24 protein-coding genes and 1 riboswitch are annotated in these 25,323 nt (G+C 44.0%); of the genes, 16 read left to right on the forward strand and 8 right to left on the reverse strand.

The window, feature by feature from the left end; all coding sequences use genetic code 11:
- Positions 1–10: 10 nt before the first annotated feature.
- The 4 genes from VA249_RS20370 (at position 11) to VA249_RS20385 (ending at position 3,659) form a co-directional block, all read left to right on the forward strand.
- Positions 11–898, forward strand: coding sequence for an HlyD family secretion protein (locus tag VA249_RS20370; protein ID WP_221070767.1), 888 nt, complete (start codon positions 11–13; stop codon positions 896–898).
- Between the two features lie 14 nt (positions 899–912).
- Positions 913–1,599, forward strand: coding sequence for a potassium channel family protein (locus VA249_RS20375; protein WP_221070769.1), 687 nt, complete (start codon positions 913–915; stop codon positions 1,597–1,599).
- Positions 1,592–2,737 carry an AI-2E family transporter gene (locus VA249_RS20380; RefSeq protein WP_128813349.1) on the forward strand — a complete coding sequence of 382 codons (1,146 nt, stop codon included), beginning with the start codon at positions 1,592–1,594 and terminating at the stop codon, positions 2,735–2,737. The genes VA249_RS20375 and VA249_RS20380 overlap by 8 nt, the downstream gene beginning before the upstream one ends.
- A gap of 250 nt (positions 2,738–2,987) precedes the next feature.
- Complete coding sequence (locus tag VA249_RS20385) at positions 2,988–3,659, forward strand: DUF2057 domain-containing protein (RefSeq protein WP_128813350.1); 672 nt, start codon at positions 2,988–2,990, stop codon at positions 3,657–3,659.
- A 153-nt stretch (positions 3,660–3,812) separates the two neighbouring features.
- Here VA249_RS20385 and VA249_RS20390 read toward each other — a convergent pair whose 3' ends face one another.
- Together VA249_RS20390 and VA249_RS20395 are read right to left on the reverse strand one after the other, a co-directional pair.
- Positions 3,813–4,649, reverse strand: coding sequence for a DUF481 domain-containing protein (locus VA249_RS20390; protein WP_221070771.1), 837 nt, complete (start codon positions 4,647–4,649; stop codon positions 3,813–3,815).
- Between the two features lie 266 nt (positions 4,650–4,915).
- On the reverse strand, positions 4,916–5,680 hold the full coding sequence (locus tag VA249_RS20395; RefSeq protein WP_221070773.1) for a ferredoxin--NADP reductase: 765 nt from the start codon (positions 5,678–5,680) through the stop codon (positions 4,916–4,918).
- Between the two features lie 191 nt (positions 5,681–5,871).
- Here VA249_RS20395 and VA249_RS20400 point away from each other — a divergent pair, with 191 nt between their 5' ends.
- Entirely contained in the window at positions 5,872–6,324 is a 453-nt protein-coding gene (locus VA249_RS20400) for an acyl-CoA thioesterase (RefSeq protein WP_221070775.1), read from the forward strand.
- Between the two features lie 348 nt (positions 6,325–6,672).
- Here VA249_RS20400 and VA249_RS20405 read toward each other — a convergent pair whose 3' ends face one another.
- On the reverse strand, positions 6,673–6,891 hold the full coding sequence (locus VA249_RS20405; RefSeq protein ID WP_128813353.1) for a VF530 family protein: 219 nt from the start codon (positions 6,889–6,891) through the stop codon (positions 6,673–6,675).
- Between the two features lie 133 nt (positions 6,892–7,024).
- Here VA249_RS20405 and VA249_RS20410 point away from each other — a divergent pair, with 133 nt between their 5' ends.
- A complete protein-coding gene (locus VA249_RS20410; RefSeq protein WP_221070777.1) occupies positions 7,025–7,954 on the forward strand; it encodes a LysR family transcriptional regulator in 930 nt (309 codons plus the stop codon).
- Between the two features lie 71 nt (positions 7,955–8,025).
- Here the strand turns inward: VA249_RS20410 and VA249_RS20415 are convergent, their stop codons facing one another.
- The gene (locus tag VA249_RS20415) at positions 8,026–8,316 is read right to left on the reverse strand and encodes a putative quinol monooxygenase (protein ID WP_128813355.1); all 291 of its coding nucleotides are present in this window, start codon (positions 8,314–8,316) and stop codon (positions 8,026–8,028) included.
- Between the two features lie 256 nt (positions 8,317–8,572).
- On the opposite strand from VA249_RS20415, the gene VA249_RS20420 reads away from it, so the two are divergent.
- The 5 genes from VA249_RS20420 to VA249_RS20440 all read left to right on the forward strand — a co-directional run bounded on the left by VA249_RS20420 (position 8,573) and on the right by VA249_RS20440 (position 13,389).
- Positions 8,573–9,412, forward strand: a complete 840-nt coding sequence (locus VA249_RS20420; RefSeq protein ID WP_221070780.1) for a LysR family transcriptional regulator — start codon at positions 8,573–8,575, stop codon at positions 9,410–9,412.
- 106 nt (positions 9,413–9,518) lie between these two features.
- The gene (locus VA249_RS20425; RefSeq protein ID WP_128813357.1) at positions 9,519–10,238 is read left to right on the forward strand and encodes a hypothetical protein; all 720 of its coding nucleotides are present in this window, start codon (positions 9,519–9,521) and stop codon (positions 10,236–10,238) included.
- A gap of 656 nt (positions 10,239–10,894) precedes the next feature.
- Complete coding sequence (gntH, locus tag VA249_RS20430; protein WP_221070781.1) at positions 10,895–12,514, forward strand: guanitoxin biosynthesis MBL fold metallo-hydrolase GntH; 1,620 nt, start codon at positions 10,895–10,897, stop codon at positions 12,512–12,514.
- A 63-nt stretch (positions 12,515–12,577) separates the two neighbouring features.
- The gene (locus tag VA249_RS20435; RefSeq protein WP_221070783.1) at positions 12,578–12,955 is read left to right on the forward strand and encodes a hypothetical protein; all 378 of its coding nucleotides are present in this window, start codon (positions 12,578–12,580) and stop codon (positions 12,953–12,955) included.
- Positions 12,952–13,389, forward strand: a complete 438-nt coding sequence (locus VA249_RS20440) for a hypothetical protein (protein ID WP_221070785.1) — start codon at positions 12,952–12,954, stop codon at positions 13,387–13,389. Before VA249_RS20435 ends, VA249_RS20440 begins: the two co-directional genes overlap by 4 nt.
- Before the next feature lie 110 nt (positions 13,390–13,499).
- Here VA249_RS20440 and VA249_RS20445 read toward each other — a convergent pair whose 3' ends face one another.
- Positions 13,500–14,669 carry a D-alanyl-D-alanine carboxypeptidase family protein gene (locus VA249_RS20445; protein WP_221070787.1) on the reverse strand — a complete coding sequence of 390 codons (1,170 nt, stop codon included), beginning with the start codon at positions 14,667–14,669 and terminating at the stop codon, positions 13,500–13,502.
- Positions 14,670–14,884: 215 nt separating this feature from the next.
- On the opposite strand from VA249_RS20445, the gene VA249_RS20450 reads away from it, so the two are divergent.
- Positions 14,885–16,180 carry an alpha/beta fold hydrolase gene (locus VA249_RS20450; protein ID WP_221070789.1) on the forward strand — a complete coding sequence of 432 codons (1,296 nt, stop codon included), beginning with the start codon at positions 14,885–14,887 and terminating at the stop codon, positions 16,178–16,180.
- 105 nt (positions 16,181–16,285) lie between these two features.
- Here the strand turns inward: VA249_RS20450 and VA249_RS20455 are convergent, their stop codons facing one another.
- Positions 16,286–16,774, reverse strand: a complete 489-nt coding sequence (locus tag VA249_RS20455) for a GNAT family N-acetyltransferase (RefSeq protein WP_221070790.1) — start codon at positions 16,772–16,774, stop codon at positions 16,286–16,288.
- A 491-nt stretch (positions 16,775–17,265) separates the two neighbouring features.
- On the opposite strand from VA249_RS20455, the gene VA249_RS20460 reads away from it, so the two are divergent.
- The 3 genes from VA249_RS20460 (at position 17,266) to gbpA (ending at position 20,450) form a co-directional block, all read left to right on the forward strand.
- Positions 17,266–17,766, forward strand: coding sequence for a fasciclin domain-containing protein (locus VA249_RS20460; protein WP_128813364.1), 501 nt, complete (start codon positions 17,266–17,268; stop codon positions 17,764–17,766).
- A 117-nt stretch (positions 17,767–17,883) separates the two neighbouring features.
- Complete coding sequence (locus VA249_RS20465; RefSeq protein WP_221070792.1) at positions 17,884–18,573, forward strand: flavin reductase family protein; 690 nt, start codon at positions 17,884–17,886, stop codon at positions 18,571–18,573.
- Positions 18,574–18,771: 198 nt separating this feature from the next.
- A riboswitch (cyclic di-GMP riboswitch) is annotated at positions 18,772–18,877 on the forward strand.
- A 112-nt stretch (positions 18,878–18,989) separates the two neighbouring features.
- The gene (gene gbpA / locus VA249_RS20470; RefSeq protein WP_221070795.1) at positions 18,990–20,450 is read left to right on the forward strand and encodes an N-acetylglucosamine-binding protein GbpA; all 1,461 of its coding nucleotides are present in this window, start codon (positions 18,990–18,992) and stop codon (positions 20,448–20,450) included.
- Positions 20,451–20,541: 91 nt separating this feature from the next.
- Here gbpA and VA249_RS20475 read toward each other — a convergent pair whose 3' ends face one another.
- Both VA249_RS20475 and VA249_RS20480 read right to left on the reverse strand, forming a co-directional pair.
- Positions 20,542–21,711: a DUF1501 domain-containing protein gene (locus VA249_RS20475; protein WP_221070796.1), complete on the reverse strand. Its 1,170-nt coding sequence runs from the start codon at positions 21,709–21,711 to the stop codon at positions 20,542–20,544.
- An 8-nt stretch (positions 21,712–21,719) separates the two neighbouring features.
- A complete protein-coding gene (locus VA249_RS20480; RefSeq protein ID WP_221070798.1) occupies positions 21,720–23,108 on the reverse strand; it encodes a DUF1800 domain-containing protein in 1,389 nt (462 codons plus the stop codon).
- A 369-nt stretch (positions 23,109–23,477) separates the two neighbouring features.
- On the opposite strand from VA249_RS20480, the gene VA249_RS20485 reads away from it, so the two are divergent.
- On the forward strand, positions 23,478–25,286 hold the full coding sequence (locus VA249_RS20485; protein ID WP_221070800.1) for a methyl-accepting chemotaxis protein: 1,809 nt from the start codon (positions 23,478–23,480) through the stop codon (positions 25,284–25,286).
- Positions 25,287–25,323: the final 37 nt, after the last annotated feature.

The following is a 25,323-nucleotide window of genomic DNA, read 5'->3' on the forward strand; positions in this document are numbered from 1 at the left end:
GCCAAACAAGATGAAAAAACTCCTCGTTATCGCACTCAATATTGTCATTCTTGGCGGCGCAGCATGGCTGGGCTATCAAAAGTTTGAAGAGTATTTTAATAACCCTTGGACTCGCGATGGACAAGTTCGAGCTAACGTCATTAAGGTCGCACCTCGTGTTTCTGGCCCAATAGTTCACGTTGCGATTCAAGACAACCAAGAAGTGAAAAAAGGCGATCTGCTGTTCGAAATCGACCCAACCACTTATCAAGTCGCTCTTTCGCAGGCCGAGGTGGCATTAGAAAAAGCCGTAGTCAGCTCTCGCGGTAAAAAGATTGAATACGATCGATTAAAAGATATTCGAGCAAAAGACAAAGGAGCGGTCTCGCACAAAGATCTGATCCGCCGTGAAATCACTTATCAAGAATCACTTCTTCAAATTAAGTCCGCGGAAGAGCAACTCAAGTCTGCCCAATTGAACCTTGGTTTTACCAAAGTATATGCTTCTGTTGACGGTTTTGTTTCCAACCTAGATATCCGAGACGGTACTCAAGCGGTTGCCAACCAACCATTAGTTGCATTGATCGACAAACACAGCTTTTGGGTCTTTGGTTTCTTCCGTGAAAACCAATTGGCGCAAATTGCTCCGGGTAGCGATGCGCGCGTGACCTTGATGTCACACCCAGATACGCCAATCGATGCAACAGTGGACTCTATTGGTTGGGGTATCGCCCCCAAAGACGGCACCGTTGGTTACAACCTCCTACCGAACGTAAACCCAGTATTCCAATGGATACGCTTGGCACAGCGTATTCCTGTACGCGTGTCATTAGAGGAACTACCAGAGGGGGTGCACCTTAGATTCGGCCTTTCGGCATCGATCATGGTGATGCAAGACAACTCATCCGAGAACGAATAGATACGGAATTAATCATGGTAATAGGGAAAAAACTCAAAAAAATCAATGAAGAAAATAATTTCTTCTATTTGACGCTCGCACTCATCGGATTGCTAATTGGTGGCGCTTTTGTCCAAGTGGTTGGAGAGGGAACCATGGAGCATCTTCTCCAAGGATTTACGATTCTCACTTTCATTGTTTGTATGGCGAGTCTGCGCTTTGACAAGAACTGGTCACGATTTCTTTATAGCTTACTTGGGACTTGGATCGCCGTCATAGTGATCAAAGCCATTCTCAATATCAAAGAGATGGATGTGGTAATGCTGGTCCTCACGTTTGCCTTTTTCTTCGGAACGTTTAAATCTATTGCAAGACAAATTCTCTTCACTGGCCACGTCAACACCAACAAGGTAATTGGTTCCGTTGCGCTTTTCTTGTTGCTCGGACTTATGTGGGCCATTGCCTATCTCATTCTACTGGAGTTTTCTCCAAACTCTTTTACCGGAATGGAGGCTATTTCTTGGGGACAGAACTTCTCCAATGCCGCGTATTTTAGTTTCGTCACCCTAACCACACTTGGTTATGGCGACATCAGCCCAGTGACGCCTTTAGCGCAGGTCATCGTGTATCTAGAGGCCATTGTAGGTGTGTTTTATATGGCGATTGTTGTTTCAAGTCTCGTCAGTTCCAACATTGAACATCAGGAAAATAAAAATGGATAAACAATCGGTAAAAATCGAAAGTAAGATTTTCATCAGTAACATGGTGGAATCCGCCATACGTATCGGCTTGATATTAATCTTGCTAATGTTTACGTATGACATCATCAAACCATTCATTCTTCCCGTTATCTGGGGGGCTATCATTGCTGTCGCCTTGATGCCACTGTGTAAAAAGCTCGAAAAAGTATACGGCGGCAAACGTGGCCTTGCTGCAACAACCATTGCCATTTTAGGTATCGCGCTTCTGGTTACGCCATTAGTGATGGTTTCGGGTTCCATTGTTGATGGTGCAACGCATGCTCTAGAGGTTTTACAAAACGGTGAAATCAAAATCCCTGGTCCAAATCCATCGGTAGCCGATTGGCCACTTGTCGGTGACAAACTGTACGAAGTATGGACGCTCTTTGCTACAAACTTAGAAAAAGCCATTCAAACCTTTATGCCACAAATTAAAGCAGGCCTCACCTCTTTGCTTGGCATGGTTGGGGGAGCTTTAGGTAGCTTACTCTTGTCTATTCTTTCTCTTGCGATCGCAGCAGGCTTTATGACGTATTCAGAGTCTATCGCCTCTGGTTTAAAAACCGTCGCAATACGCACAGCGGGTGACAATGCCAAAAGTTGGACTACGCTTATCGCCGCGACGATTAAGAGCGTTCTACTTGGGGTGGTCGGTGTAGCCGCAATTCAAGCCTTACTCATTGGTGCCGGCTTTTTCATCTTTGGGGTACCAGCAGCAGGTCTGCTCACTCTGATCTTATTAATTCTTTGTATTGCTCAGCTTCCTGCACTACTCGCGGTGTTACCCGTCATTGGCTACATGTACATGACCAATGACACCACAACGGCAACCATGTTTACTGTTTGGGTGGTGGTTGCAGCGCTGTCTGAGAACTTATTTAAACCAATGCTAATGGGCCGTGGCGTCGACGTGCCTATGCCTATCATTTTGCTTGGTGCCATTGGTGGTATGTTGTTCTACGGTATTGTTGGTTTATTCTTGGGTGCGGTGATTCTAGCGATTTGGTATGAACTATTCCTGTGGTGGATCAGCATCGAGAAAGCACAGCAACAAGAAGAAGCGCAGGTAGAGCACGAGGAGGAATCACAAACAGATTCTGGTCACGGCGCTGGGATCTAAGCCTACTTTTTGTCGTGCTTAAGCGTTATTTTTCTTACTCAAACGTTATTTCAAGCAAACCGCTGCACTCGTAGCGGTTTCAGCTTAGGTTCTTTAAGAGTGCTTGTGTTAGCTCACACTTTTTCTGATAGTAACCATCTAAATATGACGTTCTTGTTAATTTTTCATACTTCTTACATTCGAGAGTTGCAATCAAGCACTTAACGATGCACTCTCTTTGACCACTACTACAGTGCTTAGGATAAAAACAATGAAATTGATCAAGCCTTTAACTTGTGCTCTCGCTCTTGCTATGAGTGGCATGGCGTTTGCCGACGTAACGGTGACGGTTCCTGACGACGTTTCGATTTTGGCTGCAAATGGTGAGAAAGTGAAACTTTCTGGTAGCTTCTTCGCTTCGGAAAAATCACTAACCCTACCTGATGGCGTCAATCAGGTGGTCTTCCGCTATTCTCCGTTTTTCAGCCAAGGTAACGACCGTATTAACGTTGAAAGTGACGTAATCGTGACTCGATTCAATGCAGAAGATGCCGCGCTGACTTTTGAATTGCCTAAATACCGTGATCTTCGCGAAGCTGAAGCAAAAATCAAAGACATGAATTGGAAACTGATTGACGAATCTGGCAAAGCGATTGCCGTTGAACAAGACAAGTTGATCAAGCCAGGTATGCAGATCGGTCGAGACTACATCCGTGAAGTAGAAGATTACAACCGAGCAGGTGGCGCGGCTGCAATTGGTATCGCAAGTGCGGTTGCCGTTCAACCCGTCACGCTTCCAGCTAAAATTCCTGCAGACATGAAGCAAACCAAACCTGCAAGCATGAAAGCGGATTCAACCGCAGAAGAGATGCTACACTTTTGGTACCAAAAAGCGGACGCAGAAACGAAAGCACGCTTTAAAGAATATATCAGTCAGCAGTAAACATAAGCGCGTGACAGACTTGAGCTCCTGACAGACTTGAGATCGCAATAAACTCTAACTCGCGATAAACATTAACCTGTTTACATCGGCTTGTTTGCTTTTGGTCAATATAAAGACTCGTTCACTAAGCCACACATCTGTGTGGCTTTTTAGTTAGAACTGATAAGCTAACGTCAGCATTGGACCATAAAAACGATAGGTCACATCCAATGACGAACGATCACTTTCATAATCCACACCCACTTCATAATAATTGAATGAGCCTGCCATACTGAATTGATCGGTGAAGAGATACTTTGCGCCAATGTCCATTTCTAATAAATAGCCATCGATATCATCAACGGAAAGATAAAAAACTTGAGCGTGACTTTTAATTATCCAATCTGGTGTCAGTGCGTACTCAGCTCGAATGCCGATATCAGGCAACGGAGCCGTCACATCATTAATAACCGCGTCATCCACAAACATTACGGGAAACTCATCGACACCGCTCGCTTTCGCTCCTAGCTTGCCCTCTAACCCTAAAGATAACCACATCACATGCAGCCCAGCCAATACATCAACCGCCCATTTCTCGCTCGTATAAAACTGGTAGCCATACCCCACACGCGCGATGTCGATATCTAAATCTGTAGTGAGCTTAGAACCCGCTTGGACCACATACGTCACACCATCATTCGTAATTTCAAATGGCTTTGTGACCGTTGTTCTCGTCGCTTCTCGATGCAGACTACGCCAATCCGCATAGAGGCTGTGCTTTTGGTTAAAGTAATACTCTAACTCGACATACGGCAACACGGTAAACTCTTTTAAATCCAAATCGGATTCAAAATCAATGGTGCGAATCTTATCAAGGTAGGGATCATAAGCGTTCAATTTGGTGTCCGTACGAGAAAAAAATCCGCCTACTTCAATTTCCCATGCGCCGGCAAAAGAAGAACATGAAAATACGACTGCAAAACACGCCATCCAATGAGATTTATTCATCATCCTTAATCCTAAACTATTGAATTTATGACTTAAGAAGTGTATCTATTGCAATGACATAAGGGAATGGAAATGGATCGCAACTCTTGCAGAAACCGCATGAATATCGAAATCAAAGCCGAAGCATGCCTAATTACCACTTGTGTCAATTGCTACTTATGTGAAATGCTACTTGTATGAATGACACACTGTGTGAACAGAAGAAAAGCCTAACGCATAACGTCAAAACTTTCCTCCCCCTCTTCAGAAACACAACTGGCTGATACCGATTACCAATATCGCTCGTAAATGATGTTCCCACCGGTTCGTGCTCGGTACTTTTCCAACCCAAGTTGCTGAAGAACTGGTGAGGTGTCTTTGATCATTTCTGGATTCCCACACATCATGACAAAACTGCTGTCTTGGGAGAATGGCAAACCAGCGCGCTCCACTAACTCTCCGGAAGAAATTAACGCAGGAATGCGTCCATTCAATTTCCCGTTTAAGGTTTCACGACTCACAATAGGCAAATAACGTAAACGCCCTTCATAACGGTTTTGAAGCTGTTCAATCAAATATTGATACACTAGGTCTTTTTCATATCGAACCCCGTGTGCCAGCACGATATTATCACTATGTGGCAGTAAATTAATGTCATCTAATAGAGAAAGGAATGGACCAATACCCGTACCAGTGGAAAGCAACCACAGATCATTGGCTTGTTTGGGAATGGTATCGTGAGTCAAGTCGCCGTGTGCACTTTGGCCTACATAAACCGCATCACCGGTATTGAGTTTTTGTAGTTTTGGCGTCAGTTGACCTTGTGGATTGGCCACTATCAAAAACTCTAGCCAGCCAAATTGCTCACTTGGTGCATTGACAACAGAGTAAGCACGGCTAATGGTTGTACCATCATCATCTAGCAAGGCAAGCTTGGTAAATTGTCCGGCTTTAAACGAGAGCGGCGCGCCTGAAAGCCGCAAACTAAATAACTCTCCCGTCCAATCCACTCGCTTTTCAACTCTAGCAAGATTGAAACCTTTCAGTTCTGTCATCGACATCTCCTTTTGGTTGCGATGACTTAAACCTACGCCTCACTAACCATTATGTAAAGTTTTATGCTTACGAAATCACACTCGCACTTGTTTCACAAATAAATCACAACTTAGTTACATTTAAAATCTTTCAGACTAGAATAAATACTCGACATGAGAAGTGGATTCCGAAATAAAAGAGGGACTAAACAGTGGATACATTATTAAGAGACTTCCCGGTCATTACCGAGATTAACGTTGCTTGGGGAGAAATGGATGCGCTGCAACACGTGAACAACGCGGTGTACTTTCGTTATTTCGAAACCGCGAGATTGGAGTACTTCAAAAAAATTAACCTATTGGTTGATATACAAACCTCACAGATAGGCCCCGTTCTCAGTGAAACACAATGCCGTTATAAACTGCCGGTTACATACCCAGATACACTTTTGATCGGCTCCCGCGTGATCGATATGCAGGAAGATCGTATTACGATGGAATATCAGTTGCTTAGTAAAAAATGGGGTAAAATTGCAACGATCGCAACAGCAACTGGCGTAATGTTTGATTTCAAGAACAACGTGAAAACCGCAATTCCTGACCACGTTCGCCAGTCAATTTTAGACTTAGAAAACACCGTGGGCAGTACGCATCATTTGGAATAAAAAAGAGACGGGAAGCGAGAGATTAGAATCGAGATTCCCGACTGTGCTCCTTCGTCGCTATCGGGAATGACGCAGAGGAATTCTTCCAACCTATACAATGAGAAAAGTTGTGTCATTCTAGCGAGCCAAGGCGAGACTAAGAATCTACTTACCGCTCGCTGCAAACCGTAGAGCGATGAATTACCTCAATATATTCTGAGAGTAGATTCTGAATCACGCTCGTCCCTCGCCGTTCAGAATGACGGTTCTCGTTTGGGTACTCGGCCCTACAAAAGAGCTCAGAAGTCATTCCGGACGAGCCAAAGCTAGCCATCCGGAATGTCTCATTTAGACGTCCACCAAAACCAATTAGCAAAATGTCTCGACGTAAAGCGCTTCTACTTTGTCTCGTGCCCATTGAGTTTTACGCAAAAACTTTAATGAAGATTTGATAGATGGATCTTTTTGAAAACAGTTAACACGAACGCGTTCATGCAATTCTCGCCAGCCAAAATGCTCAACTAAGCGGGTAAGGATTTTCTCTAAACTCAACCCATGCAGTGGATTGTTCGGTTGGTCGTGGCTCATGATTTTGATCCGGTAGTAAAATTAATGGCGGCTAATCTAACTCAAACTGGTGCTACAACCTAATGTTTTAGCCTTGAACTTCCTCTCTTATCTCCCCTATAGTAGCTCAAATTTCCTAAAAACCCTTTTCATCATGAAAGCGCTCAATGATCTGAATATATTTGTCGAAACCGCACGCCAAGGCAGTTTTTCTAAAGCCGCAAACAGTATGGATATGACGCCTGCAGCCATCAGTGCGTCAATTAAACGCCTTGAAAGTCAAATTGGGTTTCCGCTGTTTGTTCGCTCCACACGCAGTCTACGATTAACATCGGAGGGCGAGCTGTTTTTAGACAAAACCACTCAAGCGCTTGCTATGCTCCAAGAGGGGTTAGACCAAATCTCGAGTGCACGAGGCGAGCTCTCTGGTCAGTTGCACATCACAGCCCCATCAGACTTTGGGCGTAATATGTTGCTTGATTGGGTCGATGAATTCATCGATATCTACCCTAACGTGACGATCAAACTTGAACTTTCTGACAGCCTCACCGATATGTATACCCAACCCGTCGACATTGCGATTCGCTACGGAGAGCCGGCCGACTCTAACCTTGTCATCTTGGCTCTATGTGGCGCAAACGAGCGGATCTTATGTGCCTCACCCGAATACGTCGCGGAACGTCCACCACTATCCAGACCTGACGATCTCAATCAACACAACTGCTTGTGTTACATGGTGGCAGATTCGGCATACAACAAATGGACGCTAACTCGTGACGGGGAAACTGAGCAAGTCGTCGTAAGTGGTAACCTGTTAAGTAATGACAGTGATTTGTCACACCGCTTAGCAATCAAAGGAAAAGGAATTGCCAACAAGTCATTGATGGACATCAGCCAGGACTTAATTGACGGTAGGCTTGTGCGAGTTTTGCCTGAATGGGATTGCGGCCCTGTGCCTCTTTATATGGTATGTGCAGACCGTCGCCTGTTAACACCCACCATTCGCACTTTCCGAGAATTCATTCATGACAAGTGTTGCCAGCAGAGAGAAAAAGTCCTGAAAACGTTCCGCTCAAAAGGCTAACCATTTGAAATGGCTAACCCTTAAAAGAACGATTTAGCTATAGTTTTTCAAAGCATACGTCATTAACAGCACTAACCGACAAACTTGATTGGGCGAATATGAGAATATTCGACCCAATCATTTTCTTCTAAAGCAGAGATAAAATGAACGATATGTGGGCTTTGTAAGTGTTTCTCCAGTGCCTCTTGAGATGCCCAAATTTCTTGAAACATGAACAAGCCTTCGATTTGTTCATCCAAGAACAACTCATACTGGCAGCACCCCTCTTCTTCACGTGTTGGCTCTAATAAACCGGTCAATAAAGCCGTCACTTGCTCAATGTTATTTGGGTACGCTTTAATTTCTGCAACTAAATGGATCATCGCTCACTCTCTATCTACAAGGTTTTGGTATCACAACAATTTAAACCCTCAGGGGATAGAGAAAAATCGCCCTTAGTTAAAAACATCTTCAAAATAAATTTGAAAATAGAGATTCAAACACTTTGAGTCTCCTCTCGATTGTGACCACATTCCCAAAGCTAGAATCGTTCAAAAATCCCCTGCCATAATTAAGGTACATTGACATATACAAGACAGATGTGATTTCGCGCTGCGGTGATTTAAAGTAGGAAAACATATGGATTTGAATCTACTAACGACATTCCTAGCGGTCTACAAGCACCGCTCAATTACGATTGCTTCTGAGGAGCTAGACCTCACCCAGCCTGCTGTAAGCTCCGCCATTAAAAGGCTAGAGAGCGTTATTGGAAAGAACTTATTTGTACGTGAAGGCCGAGGCATTGCACCGACAGGAGCCGCTGTATCACTTGCACATAAGATCGAGGACCCACTTACCGTATTAAGCGGCATCGAACAAAAAAAGCAAACGCTCAATGTCTATTGTACGGAGAGCCTAATTCCTTTCATGGCAGAGACACCTGACGTGCGTTTTATTGAGGCTCCTTTAGATGAGGAGCAACTGTTTGACGCACTGACCACACAAAAAGTCGATCTGGTTATCGATGTAATATCCAACAAACGCCATTCATTAATTGAAGAAGTATTGTTCGAAGACGAAGCCGTTTGTTTGACGAGACTAGGACATCCGAGAATCAAAGACACCATTAGCTACGATCAATATTTTTCTGAAGCACACATCGCATTAAAAGTCAGACGTTCACAGATGAATACGATTGATTTCTTATCAGATAAGCCCATTGAACCACGGAATGTGATTATTGAGACCAGCTCAATTTCTAGTATGTTGATGCTCGCCAGCACAACGGATTACATCGCCTCTTCAACCCGTTCATTAGCCGAAAAACTTGCCCCTAAGCTTGACCTCAATATTCATCCATTTCCCCTTGAATTACGACCTATCCGCTTCCGTATGCTCTACCATCGTCGCTACAAAGATGATCAGCAACACATCAAAATTCGAGAATCGATCAGAAGTTCAGTCCCGAAACAGAATTGATTAACCAAATTTATTCCTTAACCTAAGTTCACTTTATTTTTCGGCAAAACAGTTTCAGAAATAATCTCCAGCACTTGTTTATCCTATAAATGTACTGGAGATATCCATGAATAAACTTCGTCTGTTACCCCTCACTTTAGCGTGTTTGAGCACTTCTGTTTTCGCTAGTAATGCACAAGTCTATATTGAACAAAACATCGCTTCTAACGCAGCCGACCAAGGCACTTACACAACAGAAGCTGGAGCCACGATCAGCACATCAGAAAACGGTCAGGTATACATTGGCTTTGATGATCAAGGTTGGCTCGCTGCAGGTTATGGACATGATTTTCCACTTAGTGAATCACTCACTCTTAACTTATACGGTGAATTGGGGAAATGGGAAACTGGTGAAGAGATGCTGTTAGAAGCGACCATCGATTATCAAGTAACCGACAACTTCAATCTTTTTGCTGGTTACGGATATAATCGATCTGGTCAAACACTCGAGCAACTTAGTGATACCGCCATTAACACCAACCAACTCATTCTAGGTACAGGGCTCACTATGGGGAACTGGGCATTAGATTATCAATACACCCATGAAAATCGAGATGGTTCTAACGGAGGCTTTACACACGTGGGAGGTGACTTTTACTTCAGCCAAGATGCCTATCGTACCAATGAGCACGAGCTCGTGTTGTCGACACAAATCGATAACTGGACACCTTACGTTAAGTACACCTATTTCAATACCAATGAGGGTGAATTATCGACGTCCAGCGCCATGAGCAACATCGTTGAAAATGACAGTATTTGGACTATTGGCTTGTCCTACGATTTCTAATTTTTACAACTAACCACTCCAACTTTTGGCAGACGGATTTGCCCATTTCCTATCTCTGACTCATCGCACTCCAAACATCGATAGATAGATAAATATAAGTACCACTAGGGAAACTCATCTTTTTCAGCCATTCCCTCTCGCCTATGCGTGCTTCACGTGATCACGTCCTCGTCTTTACTCTTATTATTACTGACTATTGGCACCCTCTACATAGATGTCTCTCGCCCACCAAACATAGACGAGCTTTTTACTACAAAAATCGAACAAAAGAGAGCGACCAATTGCTACCTTTCCCAACATAGCCAGTACCTTTGCGCATTTTTACGAATACATAAATTTTATTTATGTTTCAACCAAAGTAAGCATTCTCCATTGTTATCCCTTTGTTCAGCATAATACTTCCATCAAGCGAAACACGGACTCAACCCATCGCTTAAAACGCAAAACAGCACGTACCACAAGGATGTGAATTCCTTTTCAAAAACACTGGGACTCACATATGACAACGACACGAATCATTTCAATCTTGACCCTTTCAACGGTCGCGATACTAGCAGCAACTCATTTCTAGGGGCAAACCGACCCTGACATCCAGTTACGGTATTTATACCAGCAACTTTTTATTCGGCCCCTAACAAAAAGGGGGAGGAGAACACATGAAAAAATATAGCAAATTGACTGTTATTGCTGGCGCAGCGTTACTGTCGACTTCAGCAATAGCTAACAACCCATTTGAGCACTATCAATCAGAGAATTCTGCAAGTTTCAGTGGCTATAAACACTTTAATTATGAACAAAATGTCAGCACTGAAGAATTGCTCAAACAAGGCGGAAAAATTTACTCATCACCAGAAGAGATCCACGCCATTTTACAAGGCGGTTTAAAACACGACATTCAAACAGGTGAGGAGCTTTGGAAAGAGGGGTTAATGTTCGACGGGATAGAACCAATGGATCACATGGTCACGGCTGCAAACTGGTTTCCAAGAACAGAAGAACTATTACATAACGAAATGCGTGTCACATTCATGGGCACATCGCCAATGATTCGTCCTGGACAAGCAAACACCTCGATATATGTTGAGCTAGGCAATGGCGATAATTTTGTCTTCGACCTAGGTGAAGCCTCTATCGCGAACTACATTGGAGCAGGTGTTGCACTCAATGAGCTTGATAAAGTGTTTATCACTCACCTGCATGTTGATCACTTCGGTTCGTTACCATATCTCTATCAATTTGGGGGGTGGAATGGTCGCTGGGAAAAACCACTGACGATTTATGGCCCATCCGGTCGCAACCCTGAAGACGGCACCCGTCACATGGTTGAGGGAATGTTACAGATGCTTTCATGGCACCAAGATGCATTTGATGTCTTCCCTTCCGGAAACGACATAGAAGTCATTGAATTTGACTTTAAAGACGACGGAGGGGTGATCTACGACGTTGATGGTGTACAAGTATCACACTGGCGGCGCTCGCATGCTAAAGATGGTGCATCGGCTTATCGCTTAGATTGGCAAATCAATGATGATGAAAATTTATGTTTCATCTGGACTGGTGATGGCAGACCGACAGAGCTAGACATCCAATATGGTTCAGGGTGTGACCTTTTCGTCACAGAAGTACAGACTGAACTGGTCGGCATTGCTTCCATCGTCCAAGGTGTTCCCGCCTTCTTAACGCGCTACACCATCGATACGCATCATACTTCTGGCTATGCCGCCGGTTGGTTAGCAGACCAAGTTAAACCACGCCTATTTATGACGACCCACATGGAGTTTGACCCGTATTACAACAACGAAACCGTTGCACAAGTCCGTGAGCATTGGAAAGGCCCTTATCATTTCGGTGCACCAGATATGATTGTGGCAAACATTACTCCTGACAAAGCATGGGTGCGTGAGGGTGTTATTCCTGACTTCCCAAACAACCGTGCACCTCAGTTTAACTTAAATGATGGTGAAGTTTTCCGAGTTCCAATGCCAAAAAACTCTCGTGCCGATATTCAAGAGCAAGAGATTCGAGACCTAGAAATTGATGAGTCACTTTACTACCCAGAGGGGTATCATCCGCAGCTTCTAAAAGAGTGGCCACTTGATAGAGATTTAATCATTCCTACAGAGGCACTACCTGAGAGCATGAAAAAAGGCATGGGAGAAAAACAACGCATGGTTGATGAGATGCGAGAAGCCCATGGTTTGGAGCCAAGATCGGTACATCGCAAACGATCTTCTGATCCATACCGTGACAGTCGCGAGGGTAACCTAGAGCAATAGCAGCATCCGTTAGGGGCAAACTTTGATGCCCCTCATATTCCAAACCTAATTCAGGAATTCAACATGAAAAAGTCTCTATTTCTATCTCTTGTTTTCATGATTATTGCACCTCAAAGTGCGATTGCAGCACAGCATGACCACGACACGCTATTTAGTAAAGATAACGCCATCATGGCGGCAGCAGCAGTAGAAACGGTCAACGACTACTGCGTCGAATTGGGAGTCATGACACATGAATATAGCCAAAAGCAATCACTCGTCATACGCCAAACCATCGAAGGGCTCTCTTTAGAAGTATTGGGAGAAGCATTCCAATTCAGTGAAGATAATGCCTTATATCAGGAGGGTGTCTCCATGGGAAAACAACTGATCTCTGATGCGGAGCAAAATGGTCACCTCGATAAAATTTGCACTCAACCACAACAGGAGAAAACTCTATGAAAAAAATCATACTGACTGCCGCGGTGCTTTTCCCTGGGTTTGTGATAGCCTGCGGAGCACACGTTCATAACACTCTGCCACACTATGAAAACTACACGGAGTCTTTAGTCGCGATGTCGGTTTGTAAAGTGAATAACCACATTAGCGAAGAGCAGTCGGCAATATGGTTCAAAAAATTAGCATGGGCTGCAAACGGTACCGATGAGGAACTATTTGAACACTACGTGCACTTTGCCGCTGAGCATGTAAATAGCATCGCGCAAGATGACAGTATGTTGCCTAAATGGAATGACGATTACTGTAAAGATCAGTTCTATGATGTAATGGCAATGGAGCAAGTGGTGCTAGAAGAACTGTACGATGAACAAGAACTTGCCGATCGTGAGTTCAATCGCCAAATAAAACAAACTGGCACAAAAAACAAACCGACATAGATAGGTAAAAATAAAAGTCATCACATCTACAGTAACAGAGCTTATCGAACCCTTAAAGCAACAAAGCCGCTCATCTAGAGTGGCTTTGTTGTACGATTTCACTCACTAAATTAAGCAAGCAAAGACTTAACCCAAAGCACTAAACTGTCCCATAATTTTCCAATCCACGAACCCTCTGCTACCGCTTGATTGCTCACCAAAGGGTAACTTGCTACGGTTTTGTCATCGTGCTTCCATACGACTTTACCGACTACTTGTCCTTTCTCGATGGGAGCAATTATCGGCTCATTAACCACAATGGTTTTATCCAACCCTGCACTGAGTGAACGCGGTAACGTTAAATACGCATCTTCTGCAAACCCCAACTCAATCTCGCTCACGTCGCCTTTCCAGACTTTAGCGGTTGATTCCACCTCCCCCTGTGTCGCAACTTGTTTAGTATCATAAAAACGGAAGCCATAACTCAGCAGATTCTTAGATTGGCTGATACGAGAGCGCTTACTTGGTGCGCCCATCACCACCGAAATCAGCCGCATTTGTCCCTCTTTAGCAGAACTCACTAAACTATAACCTGCCTTGCTGGTATATCCCGTTTTCCCACCATCGACATCAATTGAATTGTCCCACAGTAGCTTGTTGCGGTTGTACTGGGTGATCTTATTCCATTTAAATACTTTTTCACTGTATATGGCGTAGACATCTGGTACATCATTGATGATCGATTGCATCAGTACCGCCATGTCCGTTGGGGACGTTTGAATGCCATCACTGTCTAGCCCATGTGAGTTCACAAAATAGGTATCTTGCAAATTCAGCTTTTCTGCCCAACCATTCATCAAGGCAACAAAGGCACTTTCACTCCCAGCGACATGTTCAGCGAGCGCAACACACGCATCATTGCCTGACTGTACAATGACACCACGCATTAAGTTCGAAATGGTAATTTCATCTTTTGGTTGGATAAACATTTTTGAAGAGTCTGGAAACTTCGCTGACCATGCATTCTCACTAATTGTAACGGTATCTTCCCAACCCAATCGCCCCGATTTAATCTCTTGCCCCACCACATAAGCGGTCATTAACTTGGTCAAACTTGCTGGGGCTAAACCCATCCGTGCATTTTGTTCGGCAATAATGGCTCCGGACTGAAAATCCATCAACACGTAACCTTTGGCTTGCAACTGCGGCGGGTTGGGAGTGACAACAGCGAACACCGCCGGTGCGCTAATCGCCTGAAGCAACAAACAAGCGAGCGTGATTCGAATTAGAGATGGTTTCATTAAGCATCCTCCATGGTCAACGACCGCCAAATGTTTTGTTTCCGTCGGGATAAACTAAATCGTACTTTGGTAGCAATATCCAAGCTTTGCTTATCAGATCATAGTTCACTCAGTGCATATACCCAAGTCACCTGTTACCGCCCAATTACTTGGGTATATTTCTAAAGCAGAATCCGATATCGTTACGCGACAAATCACAAGGAAAGACAATAACAATGAACGCTCAATCATTTATCGATGCTGGATTGCAATACACTCCCCATACTTTCACTGTTCCGCTTGACTACCAAGATGCCAGTAAAGGCACACTTGAGGTTTTCGCTCGCTCGGTTTGTCTCGTGGGAGAGCTAGAATCGAACAAGCCTTGGCTTGTGTATTTCCAAGGTGGACCAGGATTTCCGTCTCCTCGCCCAAATGGCAATAATGGTTGGATCAAACGTGCACTCAATGAATACCGCGTGTTGCTGCTCGACCAACGCGGTACTGGCAACAGCAGCGTAGTGAATCATCAAACGTTAGCGAATCTAACGCCAGAGCAACAGGTCGACTACTTAAGCTATTTCCGCGCAGACAACATTGTGCGTGATGCCGAGTTTATTCGTACACAATTTGGCGTTGAGAAATGGGCAATTTTAGGTCAAAGCTTTGGTGGGTTCTGCTCATTAACGTATTTATCACTGTTTCCAAATAGTTTACTTCAAAGTTATATCACCGGCGGTGTTCCATCGATCTCTCGTCATGCTGATGATGTTTACCAAGCCACATTCAAACGCACGATGGAAAAAAACCAAGCATTCTTCCAACAGTTTCCACAAGCTCAGCAGTTATGCCAAAACATTGCGAATCACTTGTTAGAAAATGAAGAATATTTGCCTAATGGACAACGTTTCACCGTTGAGCAGTTCCAACAGATTGGGATTAATTTTGGCGTCAGTGATACGTTCTTACCAACCTACTACTGGTTAGAAAGCGCCTTAATTGAAGTGAGCGGCAAGCCTCAACTTCGTTATGAGTTTTTAAATGACATGCTGGCGCAACAAAACTTCCAGACCAATCCAATTTACGCCATCTTGCATGAATCGATTTACTGTCAGGGTTTTGCTTCTAACTGGAGCGCGCATCGAGTCCGTCAGACGCACACGGCATTTAATTATGAACAAGGTAAGCCATTCTACTTTACTGGTGAGATGGTCTTCCCGTGGATGTTCGACCAATATGTAAATCTTAAACCGCTCAAAGCAGCGGCAGAGCTGTTAGCAGAAAAATCCGATTGGACGCCACTTTATAATGCTGAGCAACTAGCAAATAACAAAGTACCTGTGAGTTGCGCTGTCTACGCAGACGATATGTTTGTAGAAATGGACATCAGCCGCGAAACGCTCGCCGCAATGCCCAACTCGAAAGCATGGATCACCAATGAATACGAGCACAATGGTCTTCGTGCTGATGGTGAACGCATTCTCAATAAACTGATTGAAATGGGTAAACAAACCGCCGTCACGTTGCAATAAACGTTCAATTGTCCGCAAGTAGAAACATAAAATGCCTTTTCAATGGTTGCGTCTCAAATAAGAAAGCGACTGGCTGATAAGGCATTTTTTGTTTTTAGTGAAACATCAATCTTTCACTTGCTTTATCATCGCCTTAGTGACGACTCGATAACCCATTTTATGATAGAAATCTTCGCCCTCATGATTAAATGAAGCGACGGTCAATCCAATCTCTTCAATACCTTGGCTACACAACTCGCTTTCTATTTTATCCATCAACGACAAGCCAATGCCTAAGTTGCGATGACTTTCAGAAACCACAAGCTCATTGATAAAGCCGATTCGCTTTTCAGGTGAAATGATCGAGCCAACATCACGAACAATACCAGAGATAAAGCCAACGACTTGGCGATTAGAGCACGCAATATAGGCGATCATTGTGCCATCGAAATATTTATCGAACACACTACGTTCTTCGCGGATTTTTACCATGTCCTGCGGAGAACGGTAATGGTTTGGCTCCGCTTCATAATGAGAGGTATCAAGCTCAACTAACAGTTTTTCTAATAGAGGAACATCCTCTTCTCGTAGTCGTCTAATGTGAAATTGCTGCATGATGGTCTATTCCTTTACCAACGCTCCTCAGCGAAATATCGCTGCAATGTAACATCGGGGCATTACTGCACTGTGTTAAAAACGAATATTAAATGCGCAACAAAGTACGAATTTCAAACAGTTATGTCGAGGCAATTTCCCTTATTCCTTAAAATTTTTGTTGATAATTTGAACGCCAACAACGTTTAAGCCTCTACCAGCAAACCTATTTCTGACGACTTATTACTAACAACTCATTGCTGATTACCAACCCATTACCAACTAACAACGAGCTACTAGCTACAACTAACTACCACAGCATGTTGACCTAATCTCTAGCTATTTGGCGCTCCTGCAACCAAGGTACAAAACGCCAAGCGACAAACCGTCAAGTCACAGCTGACTCTAGTGCTAAGACAACCAATCCCCGCTGATCGATACTTTGGCTCAATGCGTACGATCGTGGAAATCAATCAGGGAGTAAGCGGTCCCCAAATTAAAAGGAATGCACTATGCTAAAACGAATGCTAACGATGACTTCTGTCTTTCTTGCCACCTTATCACTCGCCCTGCCCGTGAACTCACATGAGCACGGCATGATGAAAGGTGACATTGTTGATGTTGCCGCTTCAAATGGATCTTTTAACACGTTGGTGGCGGCCATTAAAGCAGCCGACCTTGTTGGTACTTTGAAAGGTGAGGGACCATTTACCGTTTTTGCACCTACTGATGACGCGTTTGCTAAGCTTCCAAAGGGTACGGTTGAGTCGCTACTATTACCGGAAAACAAAGACAAGCTTATCGCGATACTCACATATCATGTTGTTCCAGGAAAAGTGATGGCACAGGATGTCGTAAAATTAGACAAAGCAACGACGGTCAACGGTCAAGATGTGTTAATAACAACAGAAGATGACAGAGTCATGGTTAACAATGCGACTGTCACTTCTGTCGATGTGAAAGCCAAAAATGGCGTCATTCATGTGATTGATACTGTTTTAATGCCGAAATAACCGTTTGAAGATGAAACAGCCGTTTGAAGTTGAAATATCAATTTAACGTCGATACATCGTTTAATTTCGACAAACAATGGACTAAGGGAGGGCGGTGTCATTCCGCCCGCTTTAACTATGGATAACCTTAAATTTTCAAATCACGACCTCACGACAATGGACAAGCGTAAGAGAACTCGTTTGATAAATTCAATCGTTGGATTTAAGAGTGCAAATCTTATCGGCTCTATCGACAAAGAGGGACGCGAGAACCTTGCGATTGTAAGCTCTGTTATTCACCTAGGGTCTCACCCTCCTCTTTTAGCTTTCATTGTTCGTCCACGCAAAGGTAGACGTCACACTTTGGAGAATATTCTCAATACCAAGCACTTTACTATCAATGCAGTTGGTATGGATTTCGTCCAAAAGGCACATCAAACTTCAGCTCGTTACCCTAAAGAAAAATCGGAGTTCGAAGCAGTTGGACTCACCGCTTACTATGAAAAGGATTTTCCCGCGCCATTCGTCATGGAAAGCAGTTTGACGATTGGCTTAGCATTAAAAGAACACATTCACATTGAAAGTAACCAGACCGAAATGCTCATTGGCGAGGTCATCGTGGTTCGCATCCCAGAACCTGCTATGATGCCAGATGGATACTTAGATATAGAACTGCTGGATCTAGTGACCATTTCGGGATTAGACAGTTATCACGTCACTCAACGACTGCATCGCTTAAGCTATGCAAAAACGGACAAAACACTGTTTCCGTTAACCCGCGAGGGAGAGCCCTCCTCTTGGGGCGCATTAAAAGTAGACATTGACTAAAAGTCATCATGGTTTACTCGCCCTCCCACATTTGTTGCACTCACCGACTTTATTTCGTTAACGGGTTCCCCGGTGACGTAAAAGTGACATTTCCAGAGTGCACGTTGCCTTGGGCATACACAAACTGAGCAAAATAATTCCCTCCACGAATTAACTTCTTTTCATAAACAAATTCTTAGGGTAAATTCCGCTTGCTCAATCACATTTCGGCAAACCATTTGAAAAAATGGGACGCAAAGCTTCCGGTCTGTCGGTACGTCCATAACTCAATAATAAACGTACCTATGATAGCGGGGTTGCCACTTAGTCATCAGCGCATGCTGAGGGTTTGCATCGCCGCAAACTTGTCCAACGACGAAGTGATACACGTGCGCCGAGGTGTGGCTTTTATTGTTAGCCCGTATAAAGGACATGTGATGAAATCATTCCCAAATAAATCTCTAGTAGCTTTGGCTCTAGCAAGCATCAGTTCAGGCGTTATGGCGCATGGTTACGTATCGGCATACAACGATGGCGTGGCTGCCAGTCGTGTAGCGTTGTGTAAATTCCCTACGTCAGACACAAACGAGAAAAACACCAACTGTGGTGCCATCCAATACGAACCACAAAGTGTTGAAGGTCCAGATGGCTTCCCAGAAACCGGCCCACGAGATGGTAAAATTGCGAGCGCGCAATCAGCGTTAGCAACCGCACTAGACGAACAAACTGCGGATCGTTGGGTAAAACGCCCAATCCAAGCTGGCGCTCAAACGTTTGAGTGGACATTCACGGCAAACCACGTCACGCACGATTGGAAATACTACATCACTAAGCCAAATTGGAACGCAAATGCATCACTGTCTCGTGATTCATTCGATCTAACGCCTTTCTGTGTGGTTGAGGGCAATATGGTTCAACCACCTAAACAAGTCAGCCATAAGTGTAACGTCCCTGCACGTGAGGGTTACCACGTTATCCTTGCCGTTTGGGATGTGGGTGATACTGCTGCGTCATTCTACAACGTTATCGACGTAAAATTTAACGGTGAAGGTCCTGTTGTTCCTGACTGGGCTCAAGGTGGCCAAATCATTCCAACAATGGATTTAAATGTTGGTGATTCGGTTTACACTCGCGTGTTTGACAAATCAGGTGAAAACGAATCATACCAAACTGAACTTGTGATCACTGATGCGACAATGGGCCAGGCAAAAAACTGGTCTTACGCTTTAGCAAATAAAATCAACCAAGAACAAAGCAAGCTAAAGGCTGGCCAGTTTGCTCAGGATAAGTTCACACCAGTATATGGTACAAACCCAGTGTACCTAAAGGCCGGTAGCGGCCTAGAGCGTGTGGAGGTTGGTTACAATATCGAAACGACTGAGCCTGAGTACTCACTAACCGTTGATGGTTTAGAAACAGAATATACCATTACCAACGAGCCTACGACGTTAGATCTTACTCTTACTGCACAAGGTGATGTATCCGCTGAGCTGACGGTTTACAACCACCACCGTGAACCTCTAGCAAGCTGGACTGGTAACATGGTAGATGGTGAAAATGAAGCTGTTTCACTCACACTAAATAAAGCAGAAGCTGGTCACCACATGTTAGTGACTCGCATTAAAGACAAAGACGGCAACCTCGTTGATCAGCAAACGCTCGATTTCCATCTGGCTGAAGAAACCGTAACACCACCAGCCGGTGATTACGATTTCGTATTCCCTGAGGGTCTATCAACCTACACTGCTGGTACCAAAGTACTCGCAAGCGATGGTCAAGTTTACCAATGTAAACCTTTCCCATACTCAGGCTACTGTGCGCAATGGAAAGAAACTGCGACACAGTACCAGCCTGCGACGGGTTCTCACTGGGAAATGGCTTGGGATAAGCTTAACTAATCATCTAGTTAATAAACAAAACCCCGCATGATGCGGGGTTTTCTATATCAGTCATGCCGATAATGCTTTCTCAAACCGGGTAGGAGAACAGTTACACTCGTTTTATCAAGTCCGCAAAATCTTGTTCCATTCCACTGCTAGGAAAAATCGTTTCAAGAGCGCTTGTTTGTATTCCCATATGTTGTGTCAAAACCGATTTAATAACTGCGCGCATATCATTAACTGGCGCCAAGTCTCGCCCTTGGTATAACTGCGCTTTTGACAAGCCAGGGAACTCCCCAAGCACTTTGCCACCATTGACCGCACCTCCAGCGATAAACATGACGTTCGCCGTTCCATGGTCCGTACCTTTCGTGCCATTCTCCGCCGCTGTCCGGCCAAACTCACTGGCTGCAATAACGACCGTTCTTGACCATTCATTGCGCAGTGATTGTTTCAGGCTCGCTAATCCTAAATCAAGTTTACGCAATTGTGCGGCAAGTCTCCCCGTTTCTGCCCCTTGTCCTGCATGAGTATCCCAGCCTCCCAGTTCTAATGCGGCAATATTAGGACCACCTCTGGAAGAAAGAAACATCCCAGCTTGAGATGCCAGAACAGAGAATTGTTTACCTGATTGATTTCGGTCAGACATCATTTCAATATTAAGGGCCTCTTCGAAGTTGCTCGCAAGTCTATCATCACATTGAAACAACTCTTCTAATAGCTCAATTTGACGATCTCGAGTATGCAATTTATTTGGATACCAACTACTTACCGCCTTATCGCCTTGAACAATCAGAGGCAATCCAAAATCGATCGCTAACCCTTTTGACTTCGTGTCTAATTGGAGTAGTCGATTCAACCAACCATCACGATGGTGCGGGTTGGTTGTGCCATTTTCCAATATTTTTTGGCCATCAAAATGCGATCTATCACGATATGACGTCGCACAAGCATGCACCATGGCGAACTCTTTGTGCTGATACCACTCAAAACAGGTTTTCATCGCTGGGTGCAAACCATAAAAATGGTCGAGCTTGTATAGTTTTTCAGTCTTAATCCCAATATTAGGACGTAAACTCAAATACTGTTGATCGCCATACGGAACAACGGCGTTTAGCCCATCCATTGCTCCTCGTAGTGTTACCCACACCAAGATATTCGGCGACGATGTTTGTGCAAAAGTGACGCTAGGAAATAAGCTACTTGCCCCAACCGCCAAAGCGGATTTTAAAAACTGACGACGATTACAGTTCATGCGGTTTTCTTGCGTAGACTTCATCACTGACCTCAACGATATTGAAACTGGGGGCTAAGCCAAAGCAGTGATAGTTTCATCTCTGCACTCGGTGCTTTTTGCATGACTAAATTTGTATGTTCATTTAGCGCATCGCCATACAAATGTTCACCGATTTTTTCTACTAGCTCATCGGCGCTAACACCTCGCTCTTTCGCATTGTTCATGACTAGTTGAGCTATTTGATTAGATAGTTGCCACCGCTGAGTAAGGGCAGATGGACTGTTGTAATCCGCGTCGTTATCAGGCCACCCAGCAGGAGATCCTGATAAAAAAGGCGGTTGTCCTAAGTTTCTTAAAGCACCTAAGATCCGATTTTCAACGTTATCACCACGCTTTTCCTCTCGCTCCAAATGCACCATATCGGTACTGCGTAACACCGCAAATAACCACTCTTGAGAAGTACGAAAACGAAGCGGTTGTGCTGAGAGGCTTTGTGCACTTTGAATCAGTTGACGATAAACCGGAAGTAAATCACCTTTCGACTTTAAGTAAGTCTGACTCAACGGTTCAATAAGTGATTCACCGGACGAACCACAGAAATGTCGAGCTAATTTTCTGGCCAAATGGTTTGCAGTATCTGGGTGCAGAGCTAAATCCTGCAAACACGCTTTCCCCTGCTCAATCCCCTTTTGCGAATAGCGCTTCCCAAGTAATGTGATGCTACCTGGTTCATGAGCAGCGGCGTTAAACTGAAACCCAATTCTCGGGGCTTTAAACCCGACACTCCATCCTGTGATCGCTTTAGAAAGTTCAATCACATCTTGTTGTGTATATTGGCTATCAACACCAAGCGTGTGTAACTCCATGATCTCTCGGGCAAGGTTCTCATTTAAGCCTTTGCCCCTCAGAGTACCTTGCTTTGAATTAGGACCGACCGACAAATTATTATCAAGAAACATCAACATCGCAGGGTGCTGACTGACGGCTAAAAGCATATCAACAAAATTGCCATTCCAATGTTTACGAACGACTTCGTTTTCTACACTTGCCACTATTGGCTGAACTTTTCTCGTATCAGCGGAGATGGCAAAGTGATTGCTCCAAAACTGAATCAATCGCTCTTGAAAGCCATGTGGTGTATTCAGCGTTTGTAAATTTCTGGCCTCTGCCTGAAGCAAATACTGTTGTTTGAAAAACGAACCAAGTCGTTGCTGAACTTCCCGTTTCTTTTTAGGTGACTGCTTAAGCTTTCGCTTAGTTTCGTTAAACACGCTGAGTTCCAAAAGCACATCATCAGAACTTAGCAACTTAGTCACGGATTCATGCCAATACGTTTCGCTGCTAAGCTGCCTCTCTAACGACAACGTCTGTTGGCCATAAAGCGGCCCAAAACCAAACCGCTGTTCAGATATGATGTGTTGATTTGGATAATATTGCATAACCATTTCCATGTAATGCGCTCAATTCGGGTTAATTGATTTTCATGGTTAGCCTCTAGAAGTTTCTTGACCAATTCTAGTGGCTAGCGTTGCTTTCCATATCAATGAAATGCATTACATTTGCCACACCGATACTTGTTTCAGCATTAACTATTCCAAGTAACATTTGAGCAGCATCGCATTTCAGTAAAGCGACATAAATTCCAATATACACTTTCGATAACTTTCAAACCGTGTGTTTACTCACAGCAATTTTATCAACCAACACTAAAATAAAACAAAACGAAAGGAAGTCATCCGCATTTTATAAATTCATTTTCTAGGTTGGCTACTTTCTCCATGGACTTTTGTGATTGATTAGGAGACAAGATGTTTCACTTGGACCAGTTTAGTTTTGGTAAACGGCTCGGGGCTGGGTTTGCGTTTATTATTTTGATGTTACTCATTGTTTTCGGAGAGGGACTTCGTGCCCGTTGGGTAACAGAAAATCAAATAGACCAGCTCAACGCTGCCAACGTTGGTGTACGTGAAGTATTTGGCCTACAAGTTCTTGAGAACAGTTACCTAAATACTCGTGATCCTATTTATGCTGAACGATTCAAAAAATGGCACGGTATTAACCTAAACAACTTTATTGCCAACCGTGAGTTATTTACCAACCAATCCGACCGCCTTCTTGTTGATACCTTTGCAAACGCGGGAACCTTATATGGACAAGAGTTCGAACGCTTTCATCAACAAATGCTCTCTATTCAAACATTGGCCTCGTCATTAGAAAGCCTTGAACAAAAATGGAGCACTCAGTTTTCTTCCGATGCTGCTCAACTCATGCTGGTGAAACTCCGTCAAGCTCGTACTGAAATCGAGCTCACACTAGATCCAACGCTGACAAAACAATGGCAACACCAACTTGAACAACTGGCTGTCCAACCTAGCATCGAGAAAAGTGATGTAACGAATTACCAACGTGGGTTAAATAAGCTAACGGGATTGGTAGAAAAGTCCATAGCGACACGTGAAGCTATGATAAAAGACGCTACAGAAGTTCGAGACAGCGCAAAAGCTCTAGCTGCAAATATTGAAGCAGCAATGCTCAAAGAAAAGCGCTTTAGTGCGATTGTAAGCATCGTCGTGTGTTTATTGGCTCTTGTGATCAGTTTCTTTATCGGGTTAGTGCTTACACGCTCGGTTGTAAACCCAATCAAAGCCACGATCGAAATCGTCAAGCGACTCGCAGATGGTGAGCTGCATCATCGTCTACCAGAACAAGGCAAAGACGAAATGGCAAGCCTAGCGATTGCTATCAATCACATGACAAATTCACTTCATCACATGGTTAGCGATATCAGCCACAATCTTGCGCTTCTTAACAATATGACGACCGAAGTCGCATCTATGGCTAAAGACAACAATGAAGGTTCGAAAAAACAACTCATGGAGTCCGAGTCGGTCGCAACAGCAATGACTCAATTGACCACGACCATGGGAGAAATCACGAATAGTGTCTCTGATGTTGCTGACAGTGCCAAGCAAAGCCAACAGCTGATCGCGCATTGTAACGAAATTACGGATAAAGCGATTGACGATTTTTCTAAGCTTGATTCGGAGATCATGGGCGCATCAACTGTCGTTGAAAAGCTGGCACAAGGGACAGAGAACATCAGCTCGATGCTCGAAGTGATCAACAGCATTTCAGATCAGACCAACCTTCTTGCGCTTAATGCTGCGATTGAAGCGGCACGAGCCGGAGAACAAGGTAGAGGATTCGCAGTGGTAGCGGATGAGGTTCGTATGTTAGCGCACAGAACGCAAGACTCGACGAAAGAAATCAATACCATTATCGATTCTCTGCGTCATGATGCATCACAAGCCGTCAGTGTCATGGGGCAAAGTAGAAAAGCAATGTTAACTTCACAACAGCAAGTTAATGATATCGGCGTAAATCTTAACGATGTCCAGCACTTAGTACAAAATGTTGCCGATCAGGCGATTAACTTGTCCTCTGCTTCAATTGAACAAAATGTAACCGCAGAATCATTCAACGATAGTATGCATGTTATTGTTGATATCACGAGAACCTCTTCAAATACTGCTAACGTACTTGAAAAAACAGCACGTCAGCTTTCCCAGTGTAGAGATGACATCAATACGCACATGACTAAGTTTCAGTTATCTTAACACCGCTTTATGGCTGTATCAGACCGATACAGCCAAT

Source organism: Vibrio alfacsensis (assembly GCF_019670485.1).
Taxonomy (GTDB): Bacteria; Pseudomonadota; Gammaproteobacteria; order Enterobacterales; family Vibrionaceae; genus Vibrio; species Vibrio alfacsensis.